Annotated in this window: 21 protein-coding genes, 1 tRNA gene and 1 pseudogene; 12 read left to right on the top strand and 11 right to left on the bottom strand. The window is 64.6% G+C overall.

What is annotated here, in order from left to right; all coding sequences use genetic code 11:
• Positions 1 to 57 precede the first annotated feature (57 nt).
• From IEV75_RS05890 to IEV75_RS05875, 4 genes are all read right to left on the bottom strand, one after another.
• A complete protein-coding gene (locus tag IEV75_RS05890) occupies positions 58 to 504 on the bottom strand; it encodes a GNAT family N-acetyltransferase (RefSeq protein ID WP_188451619.1) in 447 nt (148 codons plus the stop codon).
• 339 nt (positions 505 to 843) lie between these two features.
• Positions 844 to 932 (bottom strand) — tRNA-Leu (locus tag IEV75_RS05885).
• Between the two features lie 22 nt (positions 933 to 954).
• The gene (locus IEV75_RS05880; protein ID WP_188451752.1) at positions 955 to 1,578 is read right to left on the bottom strand and encodes an ATP-dependent Clp protease proteolytic subunit; all 624 of its coding nucleotides are present in this window, start codon (positions 1,576 to 1,578) and stop codon (positions 955 to 957) included.
• Between the two features lie 90 nt (positions 1,579 to 1,668).
• On the bottom strand, positions 1,669 to 2,421 hold the full coding sequence (locus tag IEV75_RS05875; protein ID WP_188451618.1) for a competence/damage-inducible protein A: 753 nt from the start codon (positions 2,419 to 2,421) through the stop codon (positions 1,669 to 1,671).
• Between the two features lie 109 nt (positions 2,422 to 2,530).
• Between IEV75_RS05875 and IEV75_RS05870 the strand changes: the two genes are divergently transcribed.
• From IEV75_RS05870 to IEV75_RS05825, 10 genes are all read left to right on the top strand, one after another.
• Entirely contained in the window at positions 2,531 to 3,040 is a 510-nt protein-coding gene (locus tag IEV75_RS05870; protein ID WP_188451617.1) for an acyl-CoA thioesterase, read from the top strand.
• 123 nt (positions 3,041 to 3,163) lie between these two features.
• On the top strand, positions 3,164 to 4,777 hold the full coding sequence (locus IEV75_RS05865) for a M28 family metallopeptidase (protein ID WP_233351774.1): 1,614 nt from the start codon (positions 3,164 to 3,166) through the stop codon (positions 4,775 to 4,777).
• A gap of 177 nt (positions 4,778 to 4,954) precedes the next feature.
• Positions 4,955 to 5,869: a hypothetical protein gene (locus tag IEV75_RS13890; protein ID WP_233351773.1), complete on the top strand. Its 915-nt coding sequence runs from the start codon at positions 4,955 to 4,957 to the stop codon at positions 5,867 to 5,869.
• Between the two features lie 119 nt (positions 5,870 to 5,988).
• On the top strand, positions 5,989 to 6,798 hold the full coding sequence (map, locus tag IEV75_RS05855) for a type I methionyl aminopeptidase (RefSeq protein WP_188451749.1): 810 nt from the start codon (positions 5,989 to 5,991) through the stop codon (positions 6,796 to 6,798).
• A gap of 6 nt (positions 6,799 to 6,804) precedes the next feature.
• Positions 6,805 to 7,488 (top strand): RadC family protein, encoded by a 684-nt coding sequence (gene radC, locus IEV75_RS05850; protein WP_188451616.1) that lies wholly within the window; start codon positions 6,805 to 6,807, stop codon positions 7,486 to 7,488.
• A 173-nt stretch (positions 7,489 to 7,661) separates the two neighbouring features.
• A complete protein-coding gene (cysG, locus tag IEV75_RS05845; RefSeq protein ID WP_188451615.1) occupies positions 7,662 to 9,077 on the top strand; it encodes a siroheme synthase CysG in 1,416 nt (471 codons plus the stop codon).
• Positions 9,074 to 9,355 (top strand): DUF2849 domain-containing protein, encoded by a 282-nt coding sequence (locus IEV75_RS05840; RefSeq protein ID WP_188451614.1) that lies wholly within the window; start codon positions 9,074 to 9,076, stop codon positions 9,353 to 9,355. The genes cysG and IEV75_RS05840 overlap by 4 nt, the downstream gene beginning before the upstream one ends.
• Before the next feature lie 4 nt (positions 9,356 to 9,359).
• Positions 9,360 to 10,991, top strand: coding sequence for a nitrite/sulfite reductase (locus IEV75_RS05835; protein ID WP_188451613.1), 1,632 nt, complete (start codon positions 9,360 to 9,362; stop codon positions 10,989 to 10,991).
• Positions 10,981 to 12,084, top strand: a complete 1,104-nt coding sequence (locus IEV75_RS05830) for a phosphoadenylyl-sulfate reductase (RefSeq protein WP_188451612.1) — start codon at positions 10,981 to 10,983, stop codon at positions 12,082 to 12,084. The genes IEV75_RS05835 and IEV75_RS05830 overlap by 11 nt, the downstream gene beginning before the upstream one ends.
• Before the next feature lie 42 nt (positions 12,085 to 12,126).
• Positions 12,127 to 12,966 (top strand): ferredoxin--NADP reductase, encoded by an 840-nt coding sequence (locus tag IEV75_RS05825; protein WP_188451611.1) that lies wholly within the window; start codon positions 12,127 to 12,129, stop codon positions 12,964 to 12,966.
• Here the strand turns inward: IEV75_RS05825 and IEV75_RS05820 are convergent.
• Positions 12,963 to 13,205: a hypothetical protein gene (locus tag IEV75_RS05820; protein WP_188451610.1), complete on the bottom strand. Its 243-nt coding sequence runs from the start codon at positions 13,203 to 13,205 to the stop codon at positions 12,963 to 12,965. The two genes, IEV75_RS05825 and IEV75_RS05820, sit on opposite strands and share 4 nt — an antisense overlap.
• 223 nt (positions 13,206 to 13,428) lie before the next feature.
• Between IEV75_RS05820 and IEV75_RS14045 the strand changes: the two are divergent.
• Positions 13,429 to 13,991, top strand: a pseudogene (locus IEV75_RS14045) (AMP-binding protein); the annotation flags it as partial.
• A 187-nt stretch (positions 13,992 to 14,178) separates the two neighbouring features.
• On the opposite strand, the gene IEV75_RS05810 reads toward IEV75_RS14045, so the two are convergent.
• Positions 14,179 to 14,661 (bottom strand): peroxiredoxin, encoded by a 483-nt coding sequence (locus IEV75_RS05810; RefSeq protein WP_188451609.1) that lies wholly within the window; start codon positions 14,659 to 14,661, stop codon positions 14,179 to 14,181.
• A 140-nt stretch (positions 14,662 to 14,801) separates the two neighbouring features.
• Between IEV75_RS05810 and IEV75_RS05805 the strand changes: the two genes are divergently transcribed.
• Complete coding sequence (locus IEV75_RS05805; RefSeq protein WP_188451608.1) at positions 14,802 to 15,383, top strand: YqgE/AlgH family protein; 582 nt, start codon at positions 14,802 to 14,804, stop codon at positions 15,381 to 15,383.
• Here the strand turns inward: IEV75_RS05805 and IEV75_RS05800 are convergent.
• From IEV75_RS05800 to IEV75_RS05780, 5 genes are read right to left on the bottom strand one after another with little or no spacing between them, the layout of a single operon-like run.
• The gene (locus IEV75_RS05800; protein WP_188451607.1) at positions 15,369 to 16,526 is read right to left on the bottom strand and encodes an EAL domain-containing protein; all 1,158 of its coding nucleotides are present in this window, start codon (positions 16,524 to 16,526) and stop codon (positions 15,369 to 15,371) included. The two genes, IEV75_RS05805 and IEV75_RS05800, sit on opposite strands and share 15 nt — an antisense overlap.
• Entirely contained in the window at positions 16,523 to 17,101 is a 579-nt protein-coding gene (locus tag IEV75_RS05795; RefSeq protein ID WP_188451606.1) for a GNAT family N-acetyltransferase, read from the bottom strand. Before IEV75_RS05795 ends, IEV75_RS05800 begins: the two co-directional genes overlap by 4 nt.
• A gap of 41 nt (positions 17,102 to 17,142) precedes the next feature.
• Entirely contained in the window at positions 17,143 to 17,841 is a 699-nt protein-coding gene (locus IEV75_RS05790) for an SURF1 family protein (protein WP_188451605.1), read from the bottom strand.
• Positions 17,842 to 17,873: 32 nt separating this feature from the next.
• The gene (locus IEV75_RS05785; protein WP_188451604.1) at positions 17,874 to 18,242 is read right to left on the bottom strand and encodes a DUF983 domain-containing protein; all 369 of its coding nucleotides are present in this window, start codon (positions 18,240 to 18,242) and stop codon (positions 17,874 to 17,876) included.
• 9 nt (positions 18,243 to 18,251) lie between these two features.
• Positions 18,252 to 19,130 (bottom strand): cytochrome c oxidase subunit 3, encoded by an 879-nt coding sequence (locus IEV75_RS05780; RefSeq protein WP_188451603.1) that lies wholly within the window; start codon positions 19,128 to 19,130, stop codon positions 18,252 to 18,254.
• Between the last annotated feature and the right edge of the window lie 27 nt (positions 19,131 to 19,157).

Raw genomic sequence — 19,157 nt, 5'->3', positions numbered from 1 at the left:
ACAGCGTTATGCGTGCGGGCCGCCAAGGCAAGGGTGAACGGGCCGTAAGCTTGATTTTCAGGCAAGCATCTTGCGCTGCGTCACCACGCCGGTGCCATGCCGGTCGGTCTCGAAGCCGGTAATGACAAAGCCGGATTTCAGGTTCAGCACGATCATGGCCGTGTTCGCGGCGCGCGTACGGGTTTCCACCTGGCGGTATCCGGCCCTCGCCGCCCAGTCATGCTGGCGCACCATCATGGCGCAGGCGAGCCCTTGCCGGCGCGCATCGGGATGAACAGCGCCCAGCCAGCTGTAGAACAGGCTCCCGCCCCGGCGATAGCCCAGCTTGAAGCCGGTCAGCGTGCCCTCCTCATTGCGGGCCAGCACCGCGCACGGGTCACTCACATGCGCCAGCCGGCCGGTCAGATAGGCGGGATCGAACGTGTCGAACGCCGCCACGCACAACTCTGCCAGCCCGCCGCCAAGCGCCCTGACTGCATCGCCTTCGATAATGGTTATGGTCATGATGGTGTATCGATCAGAGCTGTTTGCGGCCGGGTACAATGCGGACCATTTGGATGATGTTCCGCGCACGAGCGCGGACGGGCTTTGCCCTTGCGGCGCGCAGCGCCGAAAAGCGCAAACGCGCGGAGTTTCCGTGATGCTCCGCACATCCGTGCGTCGCGCCTCGCATAGGCTCGGACGCCCGGCGTTTTCTAGCTCCGCAACGCATCCGCGTTGCGATGTTCCGCGAAAAGTCGCGGGCGGCCGTCGGCCTCTTGGCGCGCAGCGCCGAAAAGCGCAAACGCGCGCCGGGCACTTTTGCCCGCACTGACTGAACGGAGTGAAGGAGGACAAGGAGAGTGGTGCGGGCGGCCGGACTCGAACCGGCACGGAGGTTGCCCTCCAACGGATTTTAAGTCCGGTGCGTCTACCAGTTCCGCCACGCCCGCTTTGTGCCGCGCCGGCAAGCTCCTAGCGCTTTATCTCGTCCTGACGCGTCACGATTTTGTGGCACAGGCCATACTCGATCGCGTCCTTGGCCGTCAGCCAGAAATCGCGGTCGGTATCCTTCTCGATGCGCTCCAGGGGCTGGCCGGTGGCTTCGGCAAAAATGCGGTTCAGCCGGTCGCGCATCATGCGCATCTCGCGCACCTGGATCTCGATATCGCTGGCCGCGCCGCCCGCACCGCCAGACGGCTGGTGAATGAGGAAGCGGGTATTGGGCAGGCAGTAGCGGTCTTCCTTTTCCGCGCCGACAAAGATCAGCGCGCCGGCCGACGCCACCCAGCCCGAACCCAGCGCAATCACGCGCGGTTTGATGAATTTCATCGTGTCGTGGATCATGTCGCCGGACTCGACATGGCCGCCTGGCGAGGAGACCACCACCAAGATGGGATCATCGCTCTTGGCCGCCAGCGCGAAAAGCTGCGCGCAGACCGAGCGGGCCACCTTGTCGTTGATACCGCCAGTGATGAGGATGGTGCGGCTTTCAAACAGCGCCTTGCCGACAAAGTCCTCGCCTGCGGGCGCGGCATCCTTTTCGGGGGCGTCTTCATCATCATTGCGGATCGGTTGCGCGCGGAAGCCGTCAGCCATCATGGGGAAATATCCTGTCTCGCGAGGTGCATTGTCTGTTGCAGGCCAAGTTAGGCATGCCCGCCAGACGGGGCAAGCGGGCATTGCCGGTCAGGACTGTGCGGCCAGCTGCATTTTCAGTACCTGCCCCGCCTTCTCGAGCGCGTCATCGTCTGCAGAACGCAGCACAACCGCCACGCCGCGCGACAGCTCGCCGCCCTCGCGCTCCTGAAACCAGGGGTAGGAGCCGGTGGAGACGGCCGGAAAGTCTTTCGCGGCCTGGCCCAGAATTTCGGCGATATCGCCCTCACGCACACCCTCAAGGCGGATGCTGAGCGACCGGGTCACCGCCCCGCCCTCCAGCCTGTGCGCGATGTCTTCGAGCATGCCGCGCGCGATCTTGGGCACACCGGCCAGCACGAACACGTTTTCGATCTGGAAGCCCGGCGCACCGGTGACGGGATTGTCGATCAGCACCGCGCCCTCGGGAATGCGGGCCATGCGCAGGCGCGCTTGCGTCAGTTCAGTGCCCGATTTCGCATACCATTCGCGCAGAATGGCCAGAGCGTCCTCGCGCACATCGATTGACCGCCCGAAGGCGGCGGCCACGGCATCAGCGGTGATATCGTCATGGGTGGGACCGATGCCGCCGGTGGTGAACACATAGTCCCAGCGGGCCCGCAGCGCATTCAGCGCCGCCACAATATCGGCCTGCACATCACTGACCACACGCGCCTCGCCCAGCGTTATGCCAAGCGGGCCAAGGAACTCCGCGATCTGGCGGATATTCACGTCCTGCGTACGGCCGGAAAGTATTTCATCACCGATCACCAGCACGGCGGCCTTGACGGGTCGTTCATCCATTTGCGTTCATCCTTTTGGCCGTGCCGCGCGTTGACGTCATCGTGGTTCATGACATAACCCGCCGCGCTGCGCCGGACAGCCTGTTTCAACACGCAACGAGGAAAGCGCCATGCCGATAGCGCCCACCGACAAGGGATGGGATCTGCCCCTGCCCTTTGTGCGCAACCGGCGCGTGGACGAGGCCGAAATCGATGATTTCGGCCACGCCAACAATGCCGCCTATCTGCGCTGGGCCGACGAAACCGCCTGGGCACACTGGGAGGCTGACGGGCTGACCCGGCAGGGCTGCCGGGATGCAGACCGGGGCATGGCGGTGATCCGCACGCTGGCCGATTATTCCGGCCATTGCCGGGCCGGCGACATCCTGACCTGCGCGGTCTGGATCGCGCTGAGCGACGGGCGGCTGCGGGCGGAACGCTGGTACCAGTTCCGCAAGCGCGACACCGGCGAGACGGTATTCCGCGCCCGCACCTGGCTGGTGTCCTTCCAGCTCTCCACCGGCAAGCCGGCCCGCATGACGCGTGACTTCGCGCGTCACTACCATGTGCCTGACGCAGACCTGTCCGAAGCTGTACGCGCCGCGCATCTGCGTTCAGCACTCTGGGCGCTGGACGAGTAGCGCAGCCATCCGTTCAAAGATGAAAGTTTGGCCATGTTCTGGCCTGCATGATTGAGCCTGCCCGCCCCAGGCGCTAGGGCTTCGGGCAGCGGGCGCCCGGCGCCACAATCGGGGACAAAAAACATGATCCGGCACTATCTCGCCGCGGCCACCAGCGCCGCGCTTATCCTCGGCGCATGCGCCACGACACCTGCGCCTGCGCCGCAGGCTGAAGCCGCCGGGGACATCATCACCGCGCACGCCATCGAGGCGCATATCCGCTTCCTGGCCGACGATCTGCTGGAGGGGCGCGATACGGGGACGCGCGGCTACGACATCGCCGCACGTTATGTGGAAAGCCATTTCCGCCTTCTCGGTCTGGAGCCGGGCGCCAGCGACGGCAGCTACCATGAGCCGGTGCCCTTGCAGAACATGGTGTCTGATTCATCGCGGGCGCGGCTCGCTATCAATGGCGAGGTGCTCGAACACGGGACCGATTTCATCATCGGCGCGCATGCGACACGCGATGAAAGCGCCGTCACCGCCGAGGCCGTGTTTGCCGGATACGGCATTGTGGTGCCGGGGCTGGGTATGGACAGCTATGAGGGTGTCGATGTGGAAGGCCGCATTGTGATTCTTCTCGCCGGAGCGCCGGACGGCCTGCCCAGCGATGTTGCCGCGCACCTGTCCAATAACCGCACCAAGGCGGAGTTTGCCGCGGCACGCGGCGCCCGCGGCGTCATCGTCATCATGGCGGACGGGCTGACGCGCTTTCCGTTCTCACGCCTCGCAGCAATGGCGGCCAATCCGCGCCCCTCCATGACCGTCGCGGCAGCCGCCTCTCCGGCCGTGATTGAGGCCAGTGCCGTCACAGGCACCTCAGGCGCTGAGCGGCTGTTCGCCAATTCAGGCCGGGATTTCGCCGCCATCGTGGCCGCCGCCCAGGCCGGTGAGCCGCTTGAGAGCTTTGCCCTGAACGCCAGTGTGGAGATGGCACAGGCCACCAGCCGCGAACCGGTTGCCAGCGCCAACGTGATCGGTGTGCTGCCGGGTTCCGACCCTGTCCTGTCTGCAGAAACCGTGATTGTGACGGCCCATCTGGATCATATCGGCATCTGCCAGCCGCTTGATGAAGACCCGATCTGCAATGGCGCGCTGGACAATGCGTCGGGCACGGCAGCCATGCTGGAATCGGCGCGCGCCCTCGTTCAGGGACCGCGCCCGGCCCGCACGGTCGTATTCATCGCGCTGACGGCTGAGGAAAAGGGCCTGCTGGGATCGGCCCATGTCGCGGCCAACCCGACGCCTGCGATGGGCCGGATGGTGGCCAATATCAATCTCGACATGCCGGTCATGCTCTATGAATTCAACGATGTGATCGCCTTCGGGGCGGAACATTCGACGCTCGGCCCGGTGGCATCAGACGCGGTGGCACGCGCCGGGGTGACGCTGTCGCCCGATCCGATCCCCGGCCAGTCCCTGTTCGTACGCTCCGACCACTATAATTTCGTCCGTCAGGGCGTGCCGTCCGTGTTTCTGATGACGGGCTTCTCCTCGCCCGACGCGGAAGATGATGAAGGCGCGGCCTTCCTGCGCTTTCTGGGCGGCAATTACCACGCGCCCGGCGATGATCTGTCGCAAGGCCTGCGTTTTGACCAGGGCGCCCGGTTTGCGCGGATCAATTTCGAGATCATCCAGGCGGTCGCCAACACAGAGCAGGCCCCGCGTTGGAACGACGACAGCTTCTTCGCGAACTGAGCGTTTTCAGCAACCTGAGACATGCGGCCCGGGTGACAAATCGTGTCATCCGGGCGGTTTTTTCTGTGCATCCGTTCATCCCCGGTCCAGATTGCCTGTGTCTTGATTTGCGTATTCGGGTGTCAGGGGGTCTGTGGACAGACGGCTTCTGACCGGAACAGGTGGGGAGACACCAATATGAGACTGGCAATTCTATATTCAGCACTGGCGCTGGCGCTGCCGGGCACGGCAGCCATGGCGCAGGACTACACCCTGCAGCCCAATTACGGGGACACCTCGCTCAGCGCGGGCTTCAGCCCGGATCCGTTTGTGGTTCCGCTGCAATCGGGCGGCTCGATCAATGTCAGCCAGACGCTTGGCGGCAGCTGCCGGGGCTATGTGTCCAACGCGCCGGACTTCTCGGTGAACTACAGCGCCGGCTCGGTGCTGCCGTTCCGCATCGGGGTTTCGTCTGGCCGCGATACGACGCTGGTCGTCAACGGCCCCGACGGCAACTGGTATTGCGATGATGATGGCGGCGAGGGCCTGAACCCGCTTTTGCATTTCGGTTCGCCGATGAGCGGGCGCTATGACATCTGGGTTGGCACCTATGGCAGCGCGTCCAACCATGATGCCCTGCTCTTCCTGTCCGAGCTGAGCTCGGTCACCGCAGATACGGTCAGCCAGGCCGCTAATACTCCGTCCGGACCTGACTGGTCTTTGCGGCCAACCTACGAAACCGTCTCGCTGCGCGGCGGCTTCACGCCGGACCCCTACCGGGTGCGGCTGCAATCGGGCGGGCCGATCCGGGCCAATGACAGCATTGGCGGCAATTGCGTCGGCTATATCTCCGAGGCGCCAGACGTCCGCCTGAACTTCCAGCCGGGCAGCCTGCCGCTGATCATCTCGGTGGCGTCCAGCGCGGACACCACGCTTGTCATCAACGGCCCCGACGGCGGCTGGTACTGCAATGATGATGGCGGGGTGGGCACCAACCCGTCTATCCGCTGGGACAGCCCGATGGCCGGTCAGTACGATATCTGGGTCGGCACCTGGGGCAGCACCTCGCTGCGCGAGGCTGTGCTGGTCATCTCCGAGCTGTACAGCGAATAGGCCCTAAGGGCTGCTTTGCCTGAGCTTTGGCCGCCCGGGGCGTTTCCTAACGCTCCGGGCGGCGCTATATGGAGCTATACACAGTCAGCATTCAGGACCTATTCGTGACCGACGCCAGCATGATTGATGACACCGAACTGGTCCGCGATGGCCAGATACGCCAGCACGGGCCGGAAGCGTTTGCCGGCATGCGCAAGGCAGGTCAGCTCGCAGCGGCCACGCTCGACCTGCTGGTGGATTTCGTGAAGCCCGGTGTCACCACACAAGCCATCGACGACATCGTGCGGCGCAATTTCATCCAGCACGGAGCGGTGCCAGCGACCCTGTTCTACAAGGGCTATTCGAAGTCCTCCTGCACCTCGATCAATCACGTCGTCTGCCACGGCATTCCCAATGACAAACCGCTGAAAGAGGGCGACATCCTCAATATCGACGTGACCTGCATCGTTGATGGCTGGCACGGCGATACCAGCCGGATGTTCACCGTCGGCGAAGTGCGCCGCAAGGCCGAGCGCCTGATTGAAGTGACCTATGAGGCGCTGATGCGCGGCATTGCCGAGGTCAAGCCCGGCAACACGTTCGGCGATATCGGCGCAGCGATACAGGAATATGCCGAGAGCCAGCGCTGCAGCGTGGTGCGCGATTTCTGCGGGCACGGTATAGGCCAGCTCTTTCACGACGCGCCCAACGTGCTGCATTTTGGCGACCGGGGCAGCGGCGCCGTGCTCAAGCCCGGCATGATCTTCACCATCGAGCCCATGCTCAATGATGGCCGCGCCGCGGTGAAAGTGCTGGCGGACGGATGGACTGCGGTGACCCGTGACAAATCCCTGTCCGCCCAGTTCGAACACTCCGTAGGCGTTACCGAAACCGGCGTTGAGATATTCACCAGCTCGCCGGCCGGCTATCACTGCCCGCCCTGGAAATAGCGGCGGATGGAGGCGGACAAGCCCCATTATCACGGTCATCGCGACCGGCTGCGCGCCCGCTTTTCAGAGGCCGGCGGCAAGGGGCTCGCCGATTATGAAATTCTCGAGCTGATACTGTTCCGTGCCATCCCGCAGCGTGACGTGAAGCCGCTGGCCAAAGACCTGCTGGCGCGATTTGGCGATCTGGGCCGGGTGTGCGCCGCGCGTCCCGATCAGCTCACCGAGATCAAGGGTATTTCGGAAAAAGTGGCGCTGGAGCTGAACCTGTTTCAGGAGGTGGCGACACGCATTGCGCGCGAGCAGGTGTCCGGCCGGGCGGTCATTTCCTCATGGTCGGCGCTGCTCGATTATGTGCGCACGGCCCTTCAGAACGCCTCGACCGAAGAGTTCCGGGTGCTGTTCCTTGACAAGAAGAACCGGCTTCTGGCCGATGAATTCCAGGCACGCGGCACGGTGGATCATGCCCCCGTCTATCCACGCGAGATCATCAAGCGCGCCATAGCGCTGGATGCCAGCGCCATCATCCTGGTCCACAACCATCCCAGCGGCGACCCCACGCCCTCTCACGCCGATATCGACATGACCCGGCAGGTCGTAGAGATCGGCAAGCCGCTCTCCATCGTGGTGCATGACCATCTCGTCGTCGGACGCGACAAGGTGGCCAGTTTCAAGCAGCTGGGGCTGATGTAACGCCGCCGCGGCTATACCCGGCCGGCGAACTGACGCCCGTGCAAAATTCAACCGCGCTGGTTGGCGTCAGGCGCCCCAAGCAGAAAATCTATCGGATGGAGGCAGCAGAGCTGGCTGGAGACGTCCGGCAATAGCCCCTTAGGCTTTCGGCCGAGATGTGAAGGGCTAGCCTTATGGACCAGTTTCTCCCCGCCATCCCGCTAAAGGGCACGCGCGTCATCGTCATTGGTGACGGCGAGGCCGCACGCGCCAAGCTGCGCCTGTTTGCAGGCGCCCCCTGCGAGCTGGTCTGGCGCCCGGCCGTGAAGAGCGCTGCCCTGCCAGGTGTGGATACGGAGACCGGAGCGCGCATCGTGCAGGGCAGGTTTGTGCCGCCGGGTGCTTTTTCCGGCGCGAAATTCGTGTTCATTGCGCTGGAGGACGAGGCCCGCGCGGCCCGCCTTGCCGCGCGCGCACGCCGGGCGGGCGCTCTGGTCAATGTGGTCGACAATCTGCCACTTTGCGATTTCTACACGCCCGCCATCGTCGACCGGGGTTCTGTTACAATTGCGCTCTCCACCGGCGGGGCCGCGCCTGTACTGGTGCGCGATATCCGCTCGGCGCTGGAGGGGCTGGTGGCGCCGGGGGTGGGGCTGCTCGCCCGCAGCGCCAATGCCTTGCGCGATACGGTGCGCGAAACCCTGCCGGCACTGGATGCGCGGCGCCGCTTCTGGGAAGCCGCCCTTCGCGGCGAGGCGGCCGCCAGGGCCGATGCCGGCGATGGTCCGGGTACGGCCCGCGCGCTGAGCCACGCCCTCGCCCGATTTCGCGATGGCAGGGCAGAACCCGGCAAGGTGTTTCTGGTTGGAGCCGGACCGGGTGATCCCGAACTTCTGACGCTGAAAGCCGTGCGCGTGCTGCGCGACGCCGATGTGATCGTGCACGACCGGCTGGTGCCCGAAGCCATATTGCAGCGCGCGCGCCGCGATGCGCGGCGCATTGATGTCGGCAAGAAGCGTGGCCACCACTCTGTGCCACAGGAAAGGATCGGCGAAATTCTCATCGAGGAAGCCCGCAAGGGCTTGCGCGTCGTACGTCTGAAAGGCGGGGACAGCTTCATCTTCGGGCGCGGCGGCGAGGAAACCGAAGCGGTGCGCGCCGCCGGTATCGAGGTTGAGGTGGTGCCGGGCATTTCAGCGGCGCTCGCCTGCGCAGCCTCGGCGCAAATCCCCCTCACCCATCGCGACGCAGCACAGGCGGTGACCTTCGTCACCGGCCAGCCCAAGGCCGACGGGCCTGAGCTGGACTATCAGAGCCTCGCCAGCGCCCGGCATACGCTGGTCGTCTATATGGGTGTCGCCACCGCGCCGGTGCTCAGCGCGAGACTGATCACGGCGGGGCGCAGCGGCGACACGCCGGTTGCCATCATCGAGAACGGCTCCCTGCCTGGCGAACGCAGCGTATCGGGCACGCTGGCAGACCTTCCTGCCCTCATCGGCACGCACGAGATAAAGGGCCCGGCCGTGATCGTGATTGGCGAGGTCGTCGCGCGCGCGCCGGAAATGGTCTCCGGCCTTGCCCGGCACGCCCTTCTGGAGGACGCGGCATGAGAGCGATAACCGCAAACCGGCTGACCGATGGTCATGTCGTCTACCGGCGCGCCGACGGCATCTGGAAGCCCTCGCTGATCGAGGCGGAGCGCTTTGCCGATGACAGGGCCGCCGAACCGGCGCTGGACGCGGCCCTGCGGGACATTCTTACAGTGGTTGGCCCCTATCTGATCGAGCTGGATGGCGAGCGGCCGGGCGGGCGCAAGCATGTGCGCGAGGCGATCCGGCTGAAAGGCCCGACCACCGGCACCAGCCTGCTTTACGCCCAGGAGCGTTAGGCCGATGTATCGCTATGACGAAATTGACCGGTCGATCGTTTCAGAGCGTGTGGAGGAGTTCCGCGAGCAGGTAAGCGCGCGTCTCTCTGGTGCGCTCACCGAGGACCAGTTCAAGCCCTTGCGGCTGATGAACGGGGTCTATCTGCAACTGCACGCCTACATGCTGCGCGTGGCCATACCCTATGGCACGCTGGATGCGCGCCAGATGCGGGTTCTGGCCCATATCGCGCGCCATTACGACAAGGACTATGGGCATTTCACCACGCGCCAGAACATCCAGTATAACTGGCCGGCCCTGGTCGATATTCCTGAAATTCTGGAACAGCTTGCCGATGTGGAGATGCATGCCATCCAGACATCGGGCAATTGCATCCGCAACACCACGACCGATCCGTTTGCCGGGGCTGCGCTGGACGAGGTGGAGGATCCGCGCCCCTGGTGCGAGCTGATCCGGCAATGGTCCACCTTCCATCCGGAATTCACCTTCCTGCCGCGCAAGTTCAAGATCGCGGTGACCGGTTCTGACGCCGACCGCGCTGCCATCGGCGTGCACGATATCGGGCTGAAGCTGGTGAGAAATGACGCGGGCGAGACCGGATTCGAGGTCCATGCCGGCGGAGGTCAGGGACGCACGCCGCGCGTGGCGGTGAAGCTGCGCGACTTCCTGCCCAAGGGCGAGCTGCTGGCCTATCTGACGGCGATAATGCGCGTCTACAATCTCGCCGGTCAGCGCGACAATATATACAAGGCCCGCATCAAGATCCTCGTCGAAACCATGGGCGCAGAGGCTTTCACCCAGGACGTGGAGGCGATGTATCGCCAGATACGCGGGCGTGACCTTGCCGTACCGGCAGAAGAGGCTGCCCGCCTCGCCGCCTTCTTCCCGGAGCCTTCACCGTCAACCCTGCCTGAAGGGGTGAGCGATGCGCCGGGCTATGCGCGCTGGCGGGCCATCAATGTGAAGCCGCACAAAGTGCCCGGCCGGGCCATTGTGGTGATTTCGCTCAAACCGCGCGCCGGTGCACCGGGCGATGCGACCGCTGACCAGATGGATGCGGTGGCCAGCCTCGCCGAGCGCTATGGCGACGGGGAAATCCGCGTTACCAAGGAACAGAACCTTGTCATCCCCCATGCTATCGCCGCGCATCTGCCCGCGATCCATGAAGGCTTGCGCGAAGCGGGGCTTGCCACCGCCAATGCAGGACTCGCCAGTGATATCGTCACCTGTCCGGGGCTGGATTACTGCAATCTGGCCAATGCGCGCTCCATTCCGGTGGCGCAGGCCCTGTCGGCGGCCCTCTTCGACCGGGGGCTCGATGAGGACACGCAGGATCTCACCATCAAGATTTCCGGCTGCATCAACGCGTGCGGCCATCACCATATCGCCAATATCGGCTTGCTTGGCGTCGATAAGAAGGGCGAGGAAGTCTACCAGCTCACGCTTGGCGGCGTCGCCGATAACGGCGCGGCCATCGGGAAGATACTCGGTCCCGGCCTGACGCCGGACGAGGCTGTAGAGGCTGTTGCGGCCTGTGTCGGCGTGTTCCGGCGCAAGCGCAAAGATGGCGAGACATTCACGCACACGCTGGCCCGCATCGGGTTTGAACCCTTCAAGGAGGCGGTCTATGGGCAGTGAAGCATCAGTGAAACACGCGCACAGCCGGGTCGAGATCGACACCGCCACCGCGCCGCAGGCGGCGCTGGACGCGGCCAGGCGCGCTGCCGCTATCGATATCCGTTTTCCGGCGTTCAAGGACGGGCGCGGCTATTCGCTCGCCGCCCTGATCCGCGAGAGCGGTTTTGCCGGCGAGTTGCGCGCGACAGGCGATATCCTGCCCGACCAGAAGGACTATCTCACCCGCAGCGGGTTTGACGTGATCGCGCCGGATGAAGGCTCGCCGCGCTGGGCAAGAGCAAGCTTTACCCATGCCTATCAGCCCGGCCTTGCCAAAGGCGCCAATGACCGGCTGCCCGCCTACCGCGCCCGCGCGCTGGCAGCCCGCAAGGCACAGGTTCAGGCGCTGAACCAGCAATATGGAGACGCCCCGCCAGAGACGATTATTGCCGTGGCGCTGGAGGTGTTTGCCGGCCGCATCGCCATGCTCTCCTCCTTCGGTATCGAGGCTGCGCTGGGGCTCGCCCTGCTGGCGCAGGTGGACCGCGCCGTGCCCGTCCTCTTTCTCGATACCCAGCGTCATTTCCCGCAGACACTGAGCTATCGCGATCAGCTGGTTGCCCATCTGCGTCTTGAAGATGTGCGCCCTCTCACCCCGGACCCGGCCGAAGCCCGGGCGCAGGACCATGATGGCCGGCTGTACGAGCGTGACAGCGAGGCGTGCTGCGATTTGCGCAAGGTGCGCCCGCTCAATGCCGCGCTGGACGGGTTCGACGCGGTAATCACCGGGCGCAAGCGCGCCCATGGCAGCGGGCGGGAAGCCTTGCGTCCCTTCGAATTCGACGGCGAGCGGGTAAAGATCAATCCGGTGGCCGGGCTGGACCCGGCGCGGATCGCCAGCCTCTACCGCGACATGAAGCTGCCTGCCCATCCGCTCGGCGCGCAAGGCTATACATCGGTCGGCTGCTGGCCCTGCACGGCGCCCTCGGCTGGGACACATCCACGCGACGGGCGCTGGCCCGGCTCTGACCGCAGCGAATGCGGCATTTTCGACCCGGTGCGCACGGCGCGCGCGGAAGCCGCCAGCAGACGCACGGTTCGCCTGATCGGCTAGGCGCTGCCGCCGGACCCATCTGCCAGATTTGAGGGAGATTCCATGACTGCCTTGCCAGCCACGGCCGGACGCTCCGCTCCGGTCATCGATACCGGCGCGTTCTTTGACTGCGAGGTGACGCAGGTGCGTCACTATACCGGCACGCTGTTTTCCTTCCGTGCCGCACGGCCACAGAGCCTGCGGTTCCGCGCCGGGGAATTCGTGATGATCGGGCTGGCGGGCGACGGCAAGCCTGTCTTGCGCGCCTATTCGCTGGCCGGACCGAGCTGGGACGATGCGTTGGAATTCTACTCCATCAAGGTGGAGGACGGCGCGCTGACCTCACGCCTGCAACACATCCGCCCCGGAGACCGGGTTCTGGTCGGCAAGAAGCCCACCGGCACGCTGGTGCTTGACGCGCTACTGCCGGGCAGGCGGCTCTTCCTTCTCTCCACCGGGACCGGCGTTGCGCCGTTTGCCAGCATTGTACGCGAACCGGAGGTCTATGCGCGCCATGAGCAGGTGATCCTCACCCATACCTGCTGCACATCAGCCGAGCTCGCCTATTCACGCGAGCTGGCTGCGGGCCTGAAGGATGATCCTCTGGTGGGTGAAGCCGCATCAGAGAAGCTGCACTATTTTGCGTCCGTCACCCGCGAGGATGGCCCGCAGACAGGGCGGATCACCGACCTCATCCAGTCCGGCCTGTTCTTCAGGCATATCGGGCAGCCACGCTTCGATCCGGAACATGACCGGGTGATGATCTGCGGGTCGCTGGCCATGCTTGAAGACCTGAAAGCGATTCTCGAGGGCCTGGGCTTTGCCGAAGGCTCAAACGCCCGGCCCGGCAGCTTTGTCGTCGAGAAGGCCTTCAGCGAGACGTCGAGGCCGGCGAGCCGCTAATGTTCGCAATCATGCCGGGCGTTCACGCCCACATTGAGGAACCATGGCTCACCCGCCTCGCGGCGGCGGCGGATGAATTCGCTGTGCATCTCGAACATGCCGGCAGCAGGGTCGAGGGCCGCACGGGCGGCGCCGGAGAAATGCATATAGGCCTCGCCGTGTGAGAAGGCGGGCCAGTCGGGGCCGGAGACGCTCGCCGGCACACCCGTTGCCGCGAACGACACCCAGTAATCGAGCACGAGGTCTGACAGGGCGCGCTCATCGCTGCCGTCCGGCGCCGGCCATAGATGGCGTCACGGAATGTATCGAGCATCGAGCTGGCAATATCGGAGGACGGGTAGAGCGCGAGAAAATCGTCGGGCAGATCGCCGTACCCGCAGCGAATGGCCTCCTCATAGGTCTCCGCACTGTCCGGCAGGGCGGGAAGCCCTGCTGGAGGAGGCTGCCGACCGTGAAATCCGGGGCGGGTTCGAGGAGACGGCCCCTTGCGGGCTTTGTTTTACGTCCGGCACGACCGGTGCGCCCAAGGGCGTCACCTATACGCACCGCGCCAGCTTCCTGCATACGCTGTGTCAGATGCGGGCCGATGCGGTGGGCATTTCAAAGGCCGACAGCGTGCAGGTGGCCGTTCCGATGTTTCACGCCAATGCCTGGGGGCTCACCTTTGCCCTGCCTGCCGTGGAGGCAAAATGGTCCTGCCCGGCCGTCATCTCGACGGGGCCAGCCTTGCAGGGCTTATAAAAAGCGAGGCGGTGACGGTGGCGGTCAGGGTTGCGACGGTCTGGCTCGGCCTTGTTGAACATCTCGAAGCCACGGGCGGGCAAACACCCAGCCTGAAGCGTGTCGTGGTCGGCGGCGCGCCGCTGACGCCTGCCCTGATGGCGCGTATCGGGGAGCGGCTGGCCGTTACTGTCCAGACGAGCTGGGGCATGACCGAGCTGTCGCCTGCCGGCACATTCGCCCTCCCTGATGACCCGAACAGGTCTGCAGAGAAATCCGGCAGGCCCGCTATCGGCGTGGACCTGCGGTCGGGCGGCATCTGCAACTCGGATGATTTCGCCTCGGTCAAGGAGCGCATGGCGCGCTTCATGGCGGCGGGTTTCCGGGAAATCTGCGAAGAACGCGCGCGGGTGCGGGCCGATCAGGCCTGATCACCCGGCGCATTTTCTTCATATCCCGGACGCCGCCTTACGCGGCTGCCAGGAGTAGATGCTACAGCTGTTCGAGAAGATAATCCGCGCTGGAAACCTTGAAGTCGCCGGGCTCCTCCACGAACAGGTGAGATACAACACCGTCCTTGATGATCATGGCGTAACGCTGCGAACGGGTGCCCATGCCAAACTTCGATCCGTCCATGGTCAGGCCGATGGCCTTGGCAAAATCGCCATTGCCGTCTGCCAGCATGAGCACGCCCTCACCGGCATTCTGATCCTGCCCCCAGGCATTCATGACGAACACGTCGTTGACAGCCGTGCAGGCGATCGTGTCGACGCCCTTGGCTTTCAGCTCGCTCGATTTCTCGACAAAGCCCGGCAGGTGCTTGGCCGAACAGGTGGGCGTATAGGCGCCCGGCACGGCAAACAGCGCCACCGTCTTGCCCTGGCAGAGATCCTGTGTGGTGACCGGCATGGGGCCGTCGGCGCCCATGGTCATAAAGGTCGCGTCGGGGAGGCGGTCGCCGGGCTTGATGGTCATGAAAAGCGCTCCTGAAAGTTGGTGGGGCAATATGGCCTGTCCGCTAGCTAGTGCGCTGCGCCACTGCCTGCAAGGCCGCGCACGGGGCCTGATCCGGTTTATCTGGACAAGCCCCCCGCTTTGGCCTGATGCTTCTGCGCATGGAACACACACCGAAAACCTTTCAAGGCCCATACCTGAAGGGGAAGATCCTGATCGCCAGCCCGCTGATCGGAGACCCCCGCTTCGACCGCTCGGTCGTGTTCATGTGCGCCCATGGTGACGATCACGCCATGGGCATTATCGTCAACAAGCCGATGCGCCTGCGCCTGCCGACCCTTTTTGACCAGCTGGGGGTCAAAAGCGAGATAGAGGTCGCTGACCGCGCTGTTCTGGACGGCGGGCCGGTGGACCGTGATCGCGGCTTCGTGCTGCATTCCGACGATTTCGAGCATGAGCCGGCGACGCTGAAGATCAGCGCTGGCCTTGCCCTGACAGCTACCAATGATGTGCTCGAAGCGATGGCCTCTCCCCGCCCGCCGCGGCGCTCAACCCTGGCGCTGGGCTATGCCGGGTGGGAAGCAGGACAGCTGGAAGACGAGATCGCGGCCAATGCGTGGCTGATCACCGAGGCCGATGAAGACCTGGTGTTCGGTGAAAGCCATGAAGAGAAATGGGCCGCGGCGCTGCGCAAGATCGGGGTGAACCCGGAGCACCTGACCGGCGCGTCAGGTCACGCCTGAGCGTTTCAGCGCGCGCGGGGGCGCAAAGCGCCCGGCCAGCCCCTGCTGCACGGCCAGCCGCGCCGCCTCAGGGTCCAGCGCACCGGCATAGTGGAAGCCTTGCGCGTAATCGCAGCCCATCTCGGCCACCAGATCGGCCATTTCAGCCGTTTCCACGCCTTCTGCAATAATGGTCATGCCCAGATTGCGCGCCAGCTTGACCACAGAGGCCGTGATCGCTCGGGCTGATGCATCCGCGATCATGGAGCGCACGAAATACTGGTCGATCTTGATGACATCGAACGGAAAGCGGTCGAGCCGGGAGAGCGAGGAATACCCGGTGCCGAAATCATCCAGCACCAGCTTAACGCCCGACGCCTTTACGGCATGAAGAATCTCTGCGGCCCTGTCGGGATCGCGCATGATCTCGGTTTCGGTGATCTCCAGCCGGTAGCGCCCGCGCGGCACCTTCGCGCTTTCCAGCGCAGATGTGAACGTCTCCAGAAACCCTTCGGAGAAAAGCTCACCCACGCTGGCATTGGCCGACACATAGATGTCGGGCGTGACCGGCGCACCGGTGAACCAGCGCGCCAGATTCTCTGCCGCGCTGCCACGTACCTGATCACCCACCTCGCCCATCAGGCCCAGACGGTCGGCGAGGAACAGAAAATCGTCCGGCCCCATCACGCCAAGGCCCGGCCTGTGCCAGCGCGCCAGGGCCTCAAATCCGGCCAGATATTCGCCTTCCAGCGCAATGATAGGCTGGAAATGCGCAACGATCTCGTGGCCCTCCAGCCCGGCTGTCAGAGCCGCCTCTGCATCCAGTGTGGAGAGCGTGGTGCCCGGACCGGTACCGGCAGGCAGGAGCAGTGCCGTGACGTTTTCACCTGCACGCTGGCCCAGCAGACGCACATAGCGCACCTCTCCGCCCGGCGGCGCCAGACGCAGGCGCAGATCGACCGGCCCCTCGCCCTGTCCGGCCAGTGTCTTGCGGTCGGATGGCGCGACACAGTCGAGAAAATCACCCACGCCCTCGCATGACAGGCCAAACGCCTGTGCTGCGCCGGAAATGCGGGCCTTGCCGCTTGCCAGATCCAGCTCGATGGCCAATGCGCCGGCTGCCGCGGCGGCCTTTGCCAGCCGGTCATCTCCGCCCGCACTCAACGCAGCAAATCTCCGCGTACGATGGCGAATTTGAGATGGTCGCGCCATTCGCCATTTATTTTCAGGTATTTGCGGGCATAGCCTTCCGGGCTGAAGCCGACACTCATCAAGAGTGAGCGTGAGGCCTCGTTCTCAGGCCGCGTCGCCGCCTCGATACGGTTCAGGTTTAGCTGGGCGAAGGCAAACGTCACCACACGGCGTACGGCCGCGCGGGCATGGCCCCGGCGCACGTAAGGCGAGCCCACCCAGTAACCGATATCGGCAGCCTGCAAGACGCCGCGCCGGACATTGTTGAGATTGCACGCGCCCACCAGCACCCCGTCAGAAGCGCGGAAAATGAAGAACGGATAGCCCTGTCCCGTCTCTACATCCTGCTGGTAGCGGCGCAGGCGGCGCTTGTAGGCGGTGCGCGTCAGCTCATCCGCGCTCCAGGCCGGTTCCCAGGCCTCGGTATGGCCACGGCTGGCACTTCTCAGCTTGGCCCACGCCTCGTAATCATCGGGGCCGGGATGACGCAGGCGGATGCCCTCGCCTGCCAGCGTTGTCTCCGGGATTTCGTCACGCCACAACGCCAAGGAAGAGCCTCCACATCACAGGGCCGGACACACTGCCACACTCACTCTTTCCGCCCGGTGAACGCAAGCCGCCCTCTGGCAGCGTGAAACACGAGATATACGGCCAGCAGCGCCACTGCCATGCCAAACCAGGTGACGGCATAGGCGAAATGACGCTCAGGCGGCGTGGCCGTCAGATAGGCGGGCGGCTCGCCCGTATCCTCGGCCAGCCACCAGCCGGGCGCAATCGCACCCTCCTCCAGCCCCAGCGCTTCGGCCATGCCGGATGCGTCAAAGGCGTAGAAGGTGCGTTCGGCCGGATCGGCCTCCGGTGTAAAGGCGCCCGGCTGCAAGGGTGTCTCGATACGCCAGCGCGAGACCATGCGGACCGGCGCCGCGTTTTCCACGAGTGGCTGGAAGGCCGCCTCGGCCAGCACATAGGGCGCATCAAGGCAGGCGGGCGCATCAACCGGCACGAATATCCGCCAGCCCGCCCGGTTATCCTCCAGCGAGCGGCCATAGACGCGCACATTGCCGGTGCGCTCTTCGGGCAGGAAGCCAACGCTGCGCCCCTCGAACGGAGCATCGACGCACAGCGCCTCGTCGAGATCGCGCGCCGGGTTGGCACTGGCTTCCTGCCAGCGCTCCAGCTCGGCTTCCTTCCACGCCATGCGCTGGCTCTGCCACACGCCCAGCGTCAGGAGGAAGGCGAGTGCTGCCAGCGTCAGCACTGTGAGGATCGGCATGGGGCGGAAGTGCATGATGGGTGCGTCCTTCCAGAGACATTTGACAGCTAGCTGTCGTCCTCGTCGAGGCGCGCCTCGCGCGCCGAGTGGTGCCATTGCAGTGTGAACATGGCGCCCCGGAAGGGGCGCAGCAAGGCAACACACAGCCCCAGAGCCAGCGGCAGCCAGAGAACAACATGCAGCCAGAGCGGCGGCTCCACGCTCAGCTCCAGTGCGAGAGCAAGCGGCACCACGATGAAACCGACGATGAGGATGATGAACACCGCAGGACCGTCACCGGCATCCTCGGCGGAATAATCCAGCCCGCAGGATTCGCAGGTTTCGGCAAACTTCAGGAAGCCGGAGAACAGTCTCCCCTCCCCGCACCGGGGACAGCGGCCGCTGATCCCTGCGATGACGGGGTGGGGAGTATTCATTGCACGCGCTTACTGGAAGATCACGTAGACGAAGGCAAACAGGAACAGCCAGACCACGTCGACGAAGTGCCAGTACCAGGCCGCCGCCTCGAGGCCGAAATGCTTCTGCGGAGTGAAGTGCCCGGCCAGCAGGCGGAGCAGGCACACCGCCAGGAAGATCGTCCCGATGATGACGTGCGCCCCGTGGAAGCCCGTCGCCATGAAGAAGGTGGCACCGTAGAGATTGCCGCCAAACTCGAAATAGGCGTGCGTGTACTCATAGGCCTGAACCAGCGTGAACAGCGCGCCCAGCGCCACCGTGCAGATCAGCCCCCACTTGGCACCCTTGCGGTCACCGTGTTGCAGCGCGTGGTGAGCCCACGTCACCGTGGTGCCCGACAGCAGCAGGATGAGCGTGTTGATCAGCGGCAGGTGGAAGGGATCAAATGTCTCGACACCGGGCGGCGGCCAGGTCTCCCAGCCCGCATACTCAACGCCGATCGGGGTGCCGTCCCAGCTGGCGCCAGCACGGACATCATGGAAGATCGCGGCCTCGAAGAACATCCAGAACCAGCCGGCAAAGAACATCACTTCAGAGACGATGAACAGGATCATGCCATAGCGCAGGCCAAGGTCGACAACCGGCGTATGATCGCCGCGCAGCGATTCCTTGATCACATCGCCCCACCAGCCGATCATCGTGTAGATGATGCCAAGGCTGCCCAGAACGAGCACCCAGGGAGAGCCCTCGCGCAGGAGGAAGAAGGCCCAGCTTTCCTCATTGGTCGAAAGCCCGGCCATGAAGATGACGAGGCCTAAGGCCAGGATGAACGCGGCCAGCGAGCCGACGAACGGCCACGGGCTCGGATCAACGAGGTGGTAGTCATGTTTGACAGCGCCGCCAGCCATCGGCCTCTCCTGCTCTTCATTCGGGCG

The sequence above is a fragment of the Glycocaulis albus genome (genome assembly GCF_014639075.1).
Lineage (GTDB): Bacteria > Pseudomonadota > Alphaproteobacteria > Caulobacterales > Maricaulaceae > Glycocaulis > Glycocaulis albus.
Note: the sequence above shows the minus strand (reverse complement) of the source record. Positions and strands in the feature narration are given on the sequence as shown.

Bases quoted from the DNA above. Each gene is read 5' to 3' on its own strand.
- IEV75_RS05875 (WP_188451618.1), bottom strand. From the start codon at position 2,421: ATGGATGAACGACCCGTCAAGGCCGCCGTGCTGGTGATCGGTGATGAA.
- IEV75_RS05870 (WP_188451617.1), top strand. From the start codon at position 2,531: ATGCCGATAGCGCCCACCGACAAGGGATGGGATCTGCCCCTGCCCTTT.
- IEV75_RS13890 (WP_233351773.1), top strand. From the start codon at position 4,955: ATGAGACTGGCAATTCTATATTCAGCACTGGCGCTGGCGCTGCCGGGC.
- IEV75_RS05835 (WP_188451613.1), top strand. From the start codon at position 9,360: ATGTATCGCTATGACGAAATTGACCGGTCGATCGTTTCAGAGCGTGTG.
- IEV75_RS05810 (WP_188451609.1), bottom strand. From the start codon at position 14,661: ATGACCATCAAGCCCGGCGACCGCCTCCCCGACGCGACCTTTATGACC.
- map (WP_188451749.1), top strand. From the start codon at position 5,989: ATGATTGATGACACCGAACTGGTCCGCGATGGCCAGATACGCCAGCAC.
- radC (WP_188451616.1), top strand. From the start codon at position 6,805: ATGGAGGCGGACAAGCCCCATTATCACGGTCATCGCGACCGGCTGCGC.
- IEV75_RS05830 (WP_188451612.1), top strand. From the start codon at position 10,981: ATGGGCAGTGAAGCATCAGTGAAACACGCGCACAGCCGGGTCGAGATC.
- IEV75_RS05805 (WP_188451608.1), top strand. From the start codon at position 14,802: ATGGAACACACACCGAAAACCTTTCAAGGCCCATACCTGAAGGGGAAG.
- IEV75_RS05840 (WP_188451614.1), top strand. From the start codon at position 9,074: ATGAGAGCGATAACCGCAAACCGGCTGACCGATGGTCATGTCGTCTAC.
- IEV75_RS05825 (WP_188451611.1), top strand. From the start codon at position 12,127: ATGACTGCCTTGCCAGCCACGGCCGGACGCTCCGCTCCGGTCATCGAT.
- IEV75_RS05785 (WP_188451604.1), bottom strand. From the start codon at position 18,242: ATGAATACTCCCCACCCCGTCATCGCAGGGATCAGCGGCCGCTGTCCC.
- IEV75_RS05890 (WP_188451619.1), bottom strand. From the start codon at position 504: ATGACCATAACCATTATCGAAGGCGATGCAGTCAGGGCGCTTGGCGGC.
- IEV75_RS05865 (WP_233351774.1), top strand. From the start codon at position 3,164: ATGATCCGGCACTATCTCGCCGCGGCCACCAGCGCCGCGCTTATCCTC.
- IEV75_RS05880 (WP_188451752.1), bottom strand. From the start codon at position 1,578: ATGGCTGACGGCTTCCGCGCGCAACCGATCCGCAATGATGATGAAGAC.
- IEV75_RS05790 (WP_188451605.1), bottom strand. From the start codon at position 17,841: ATGCACTTCCGCCCCATGCCGATCCTCACAGTGCTGACGCTGGCAGCA.
- cysG (WP_188451615.1), top strand. From the start codon at position 7,662: ATGGACCAGTTTCTCCCCGCCATCCCGCTAAAGGGCACGCGCGTCATC.
- IEV75_RS05780 (WP_188451603.1), bottom strand. From the start codon at position 19,130: ATGGCTGGCGGCGCTGTCAAACATGACTACCACCTCGTTGATCCGAGC.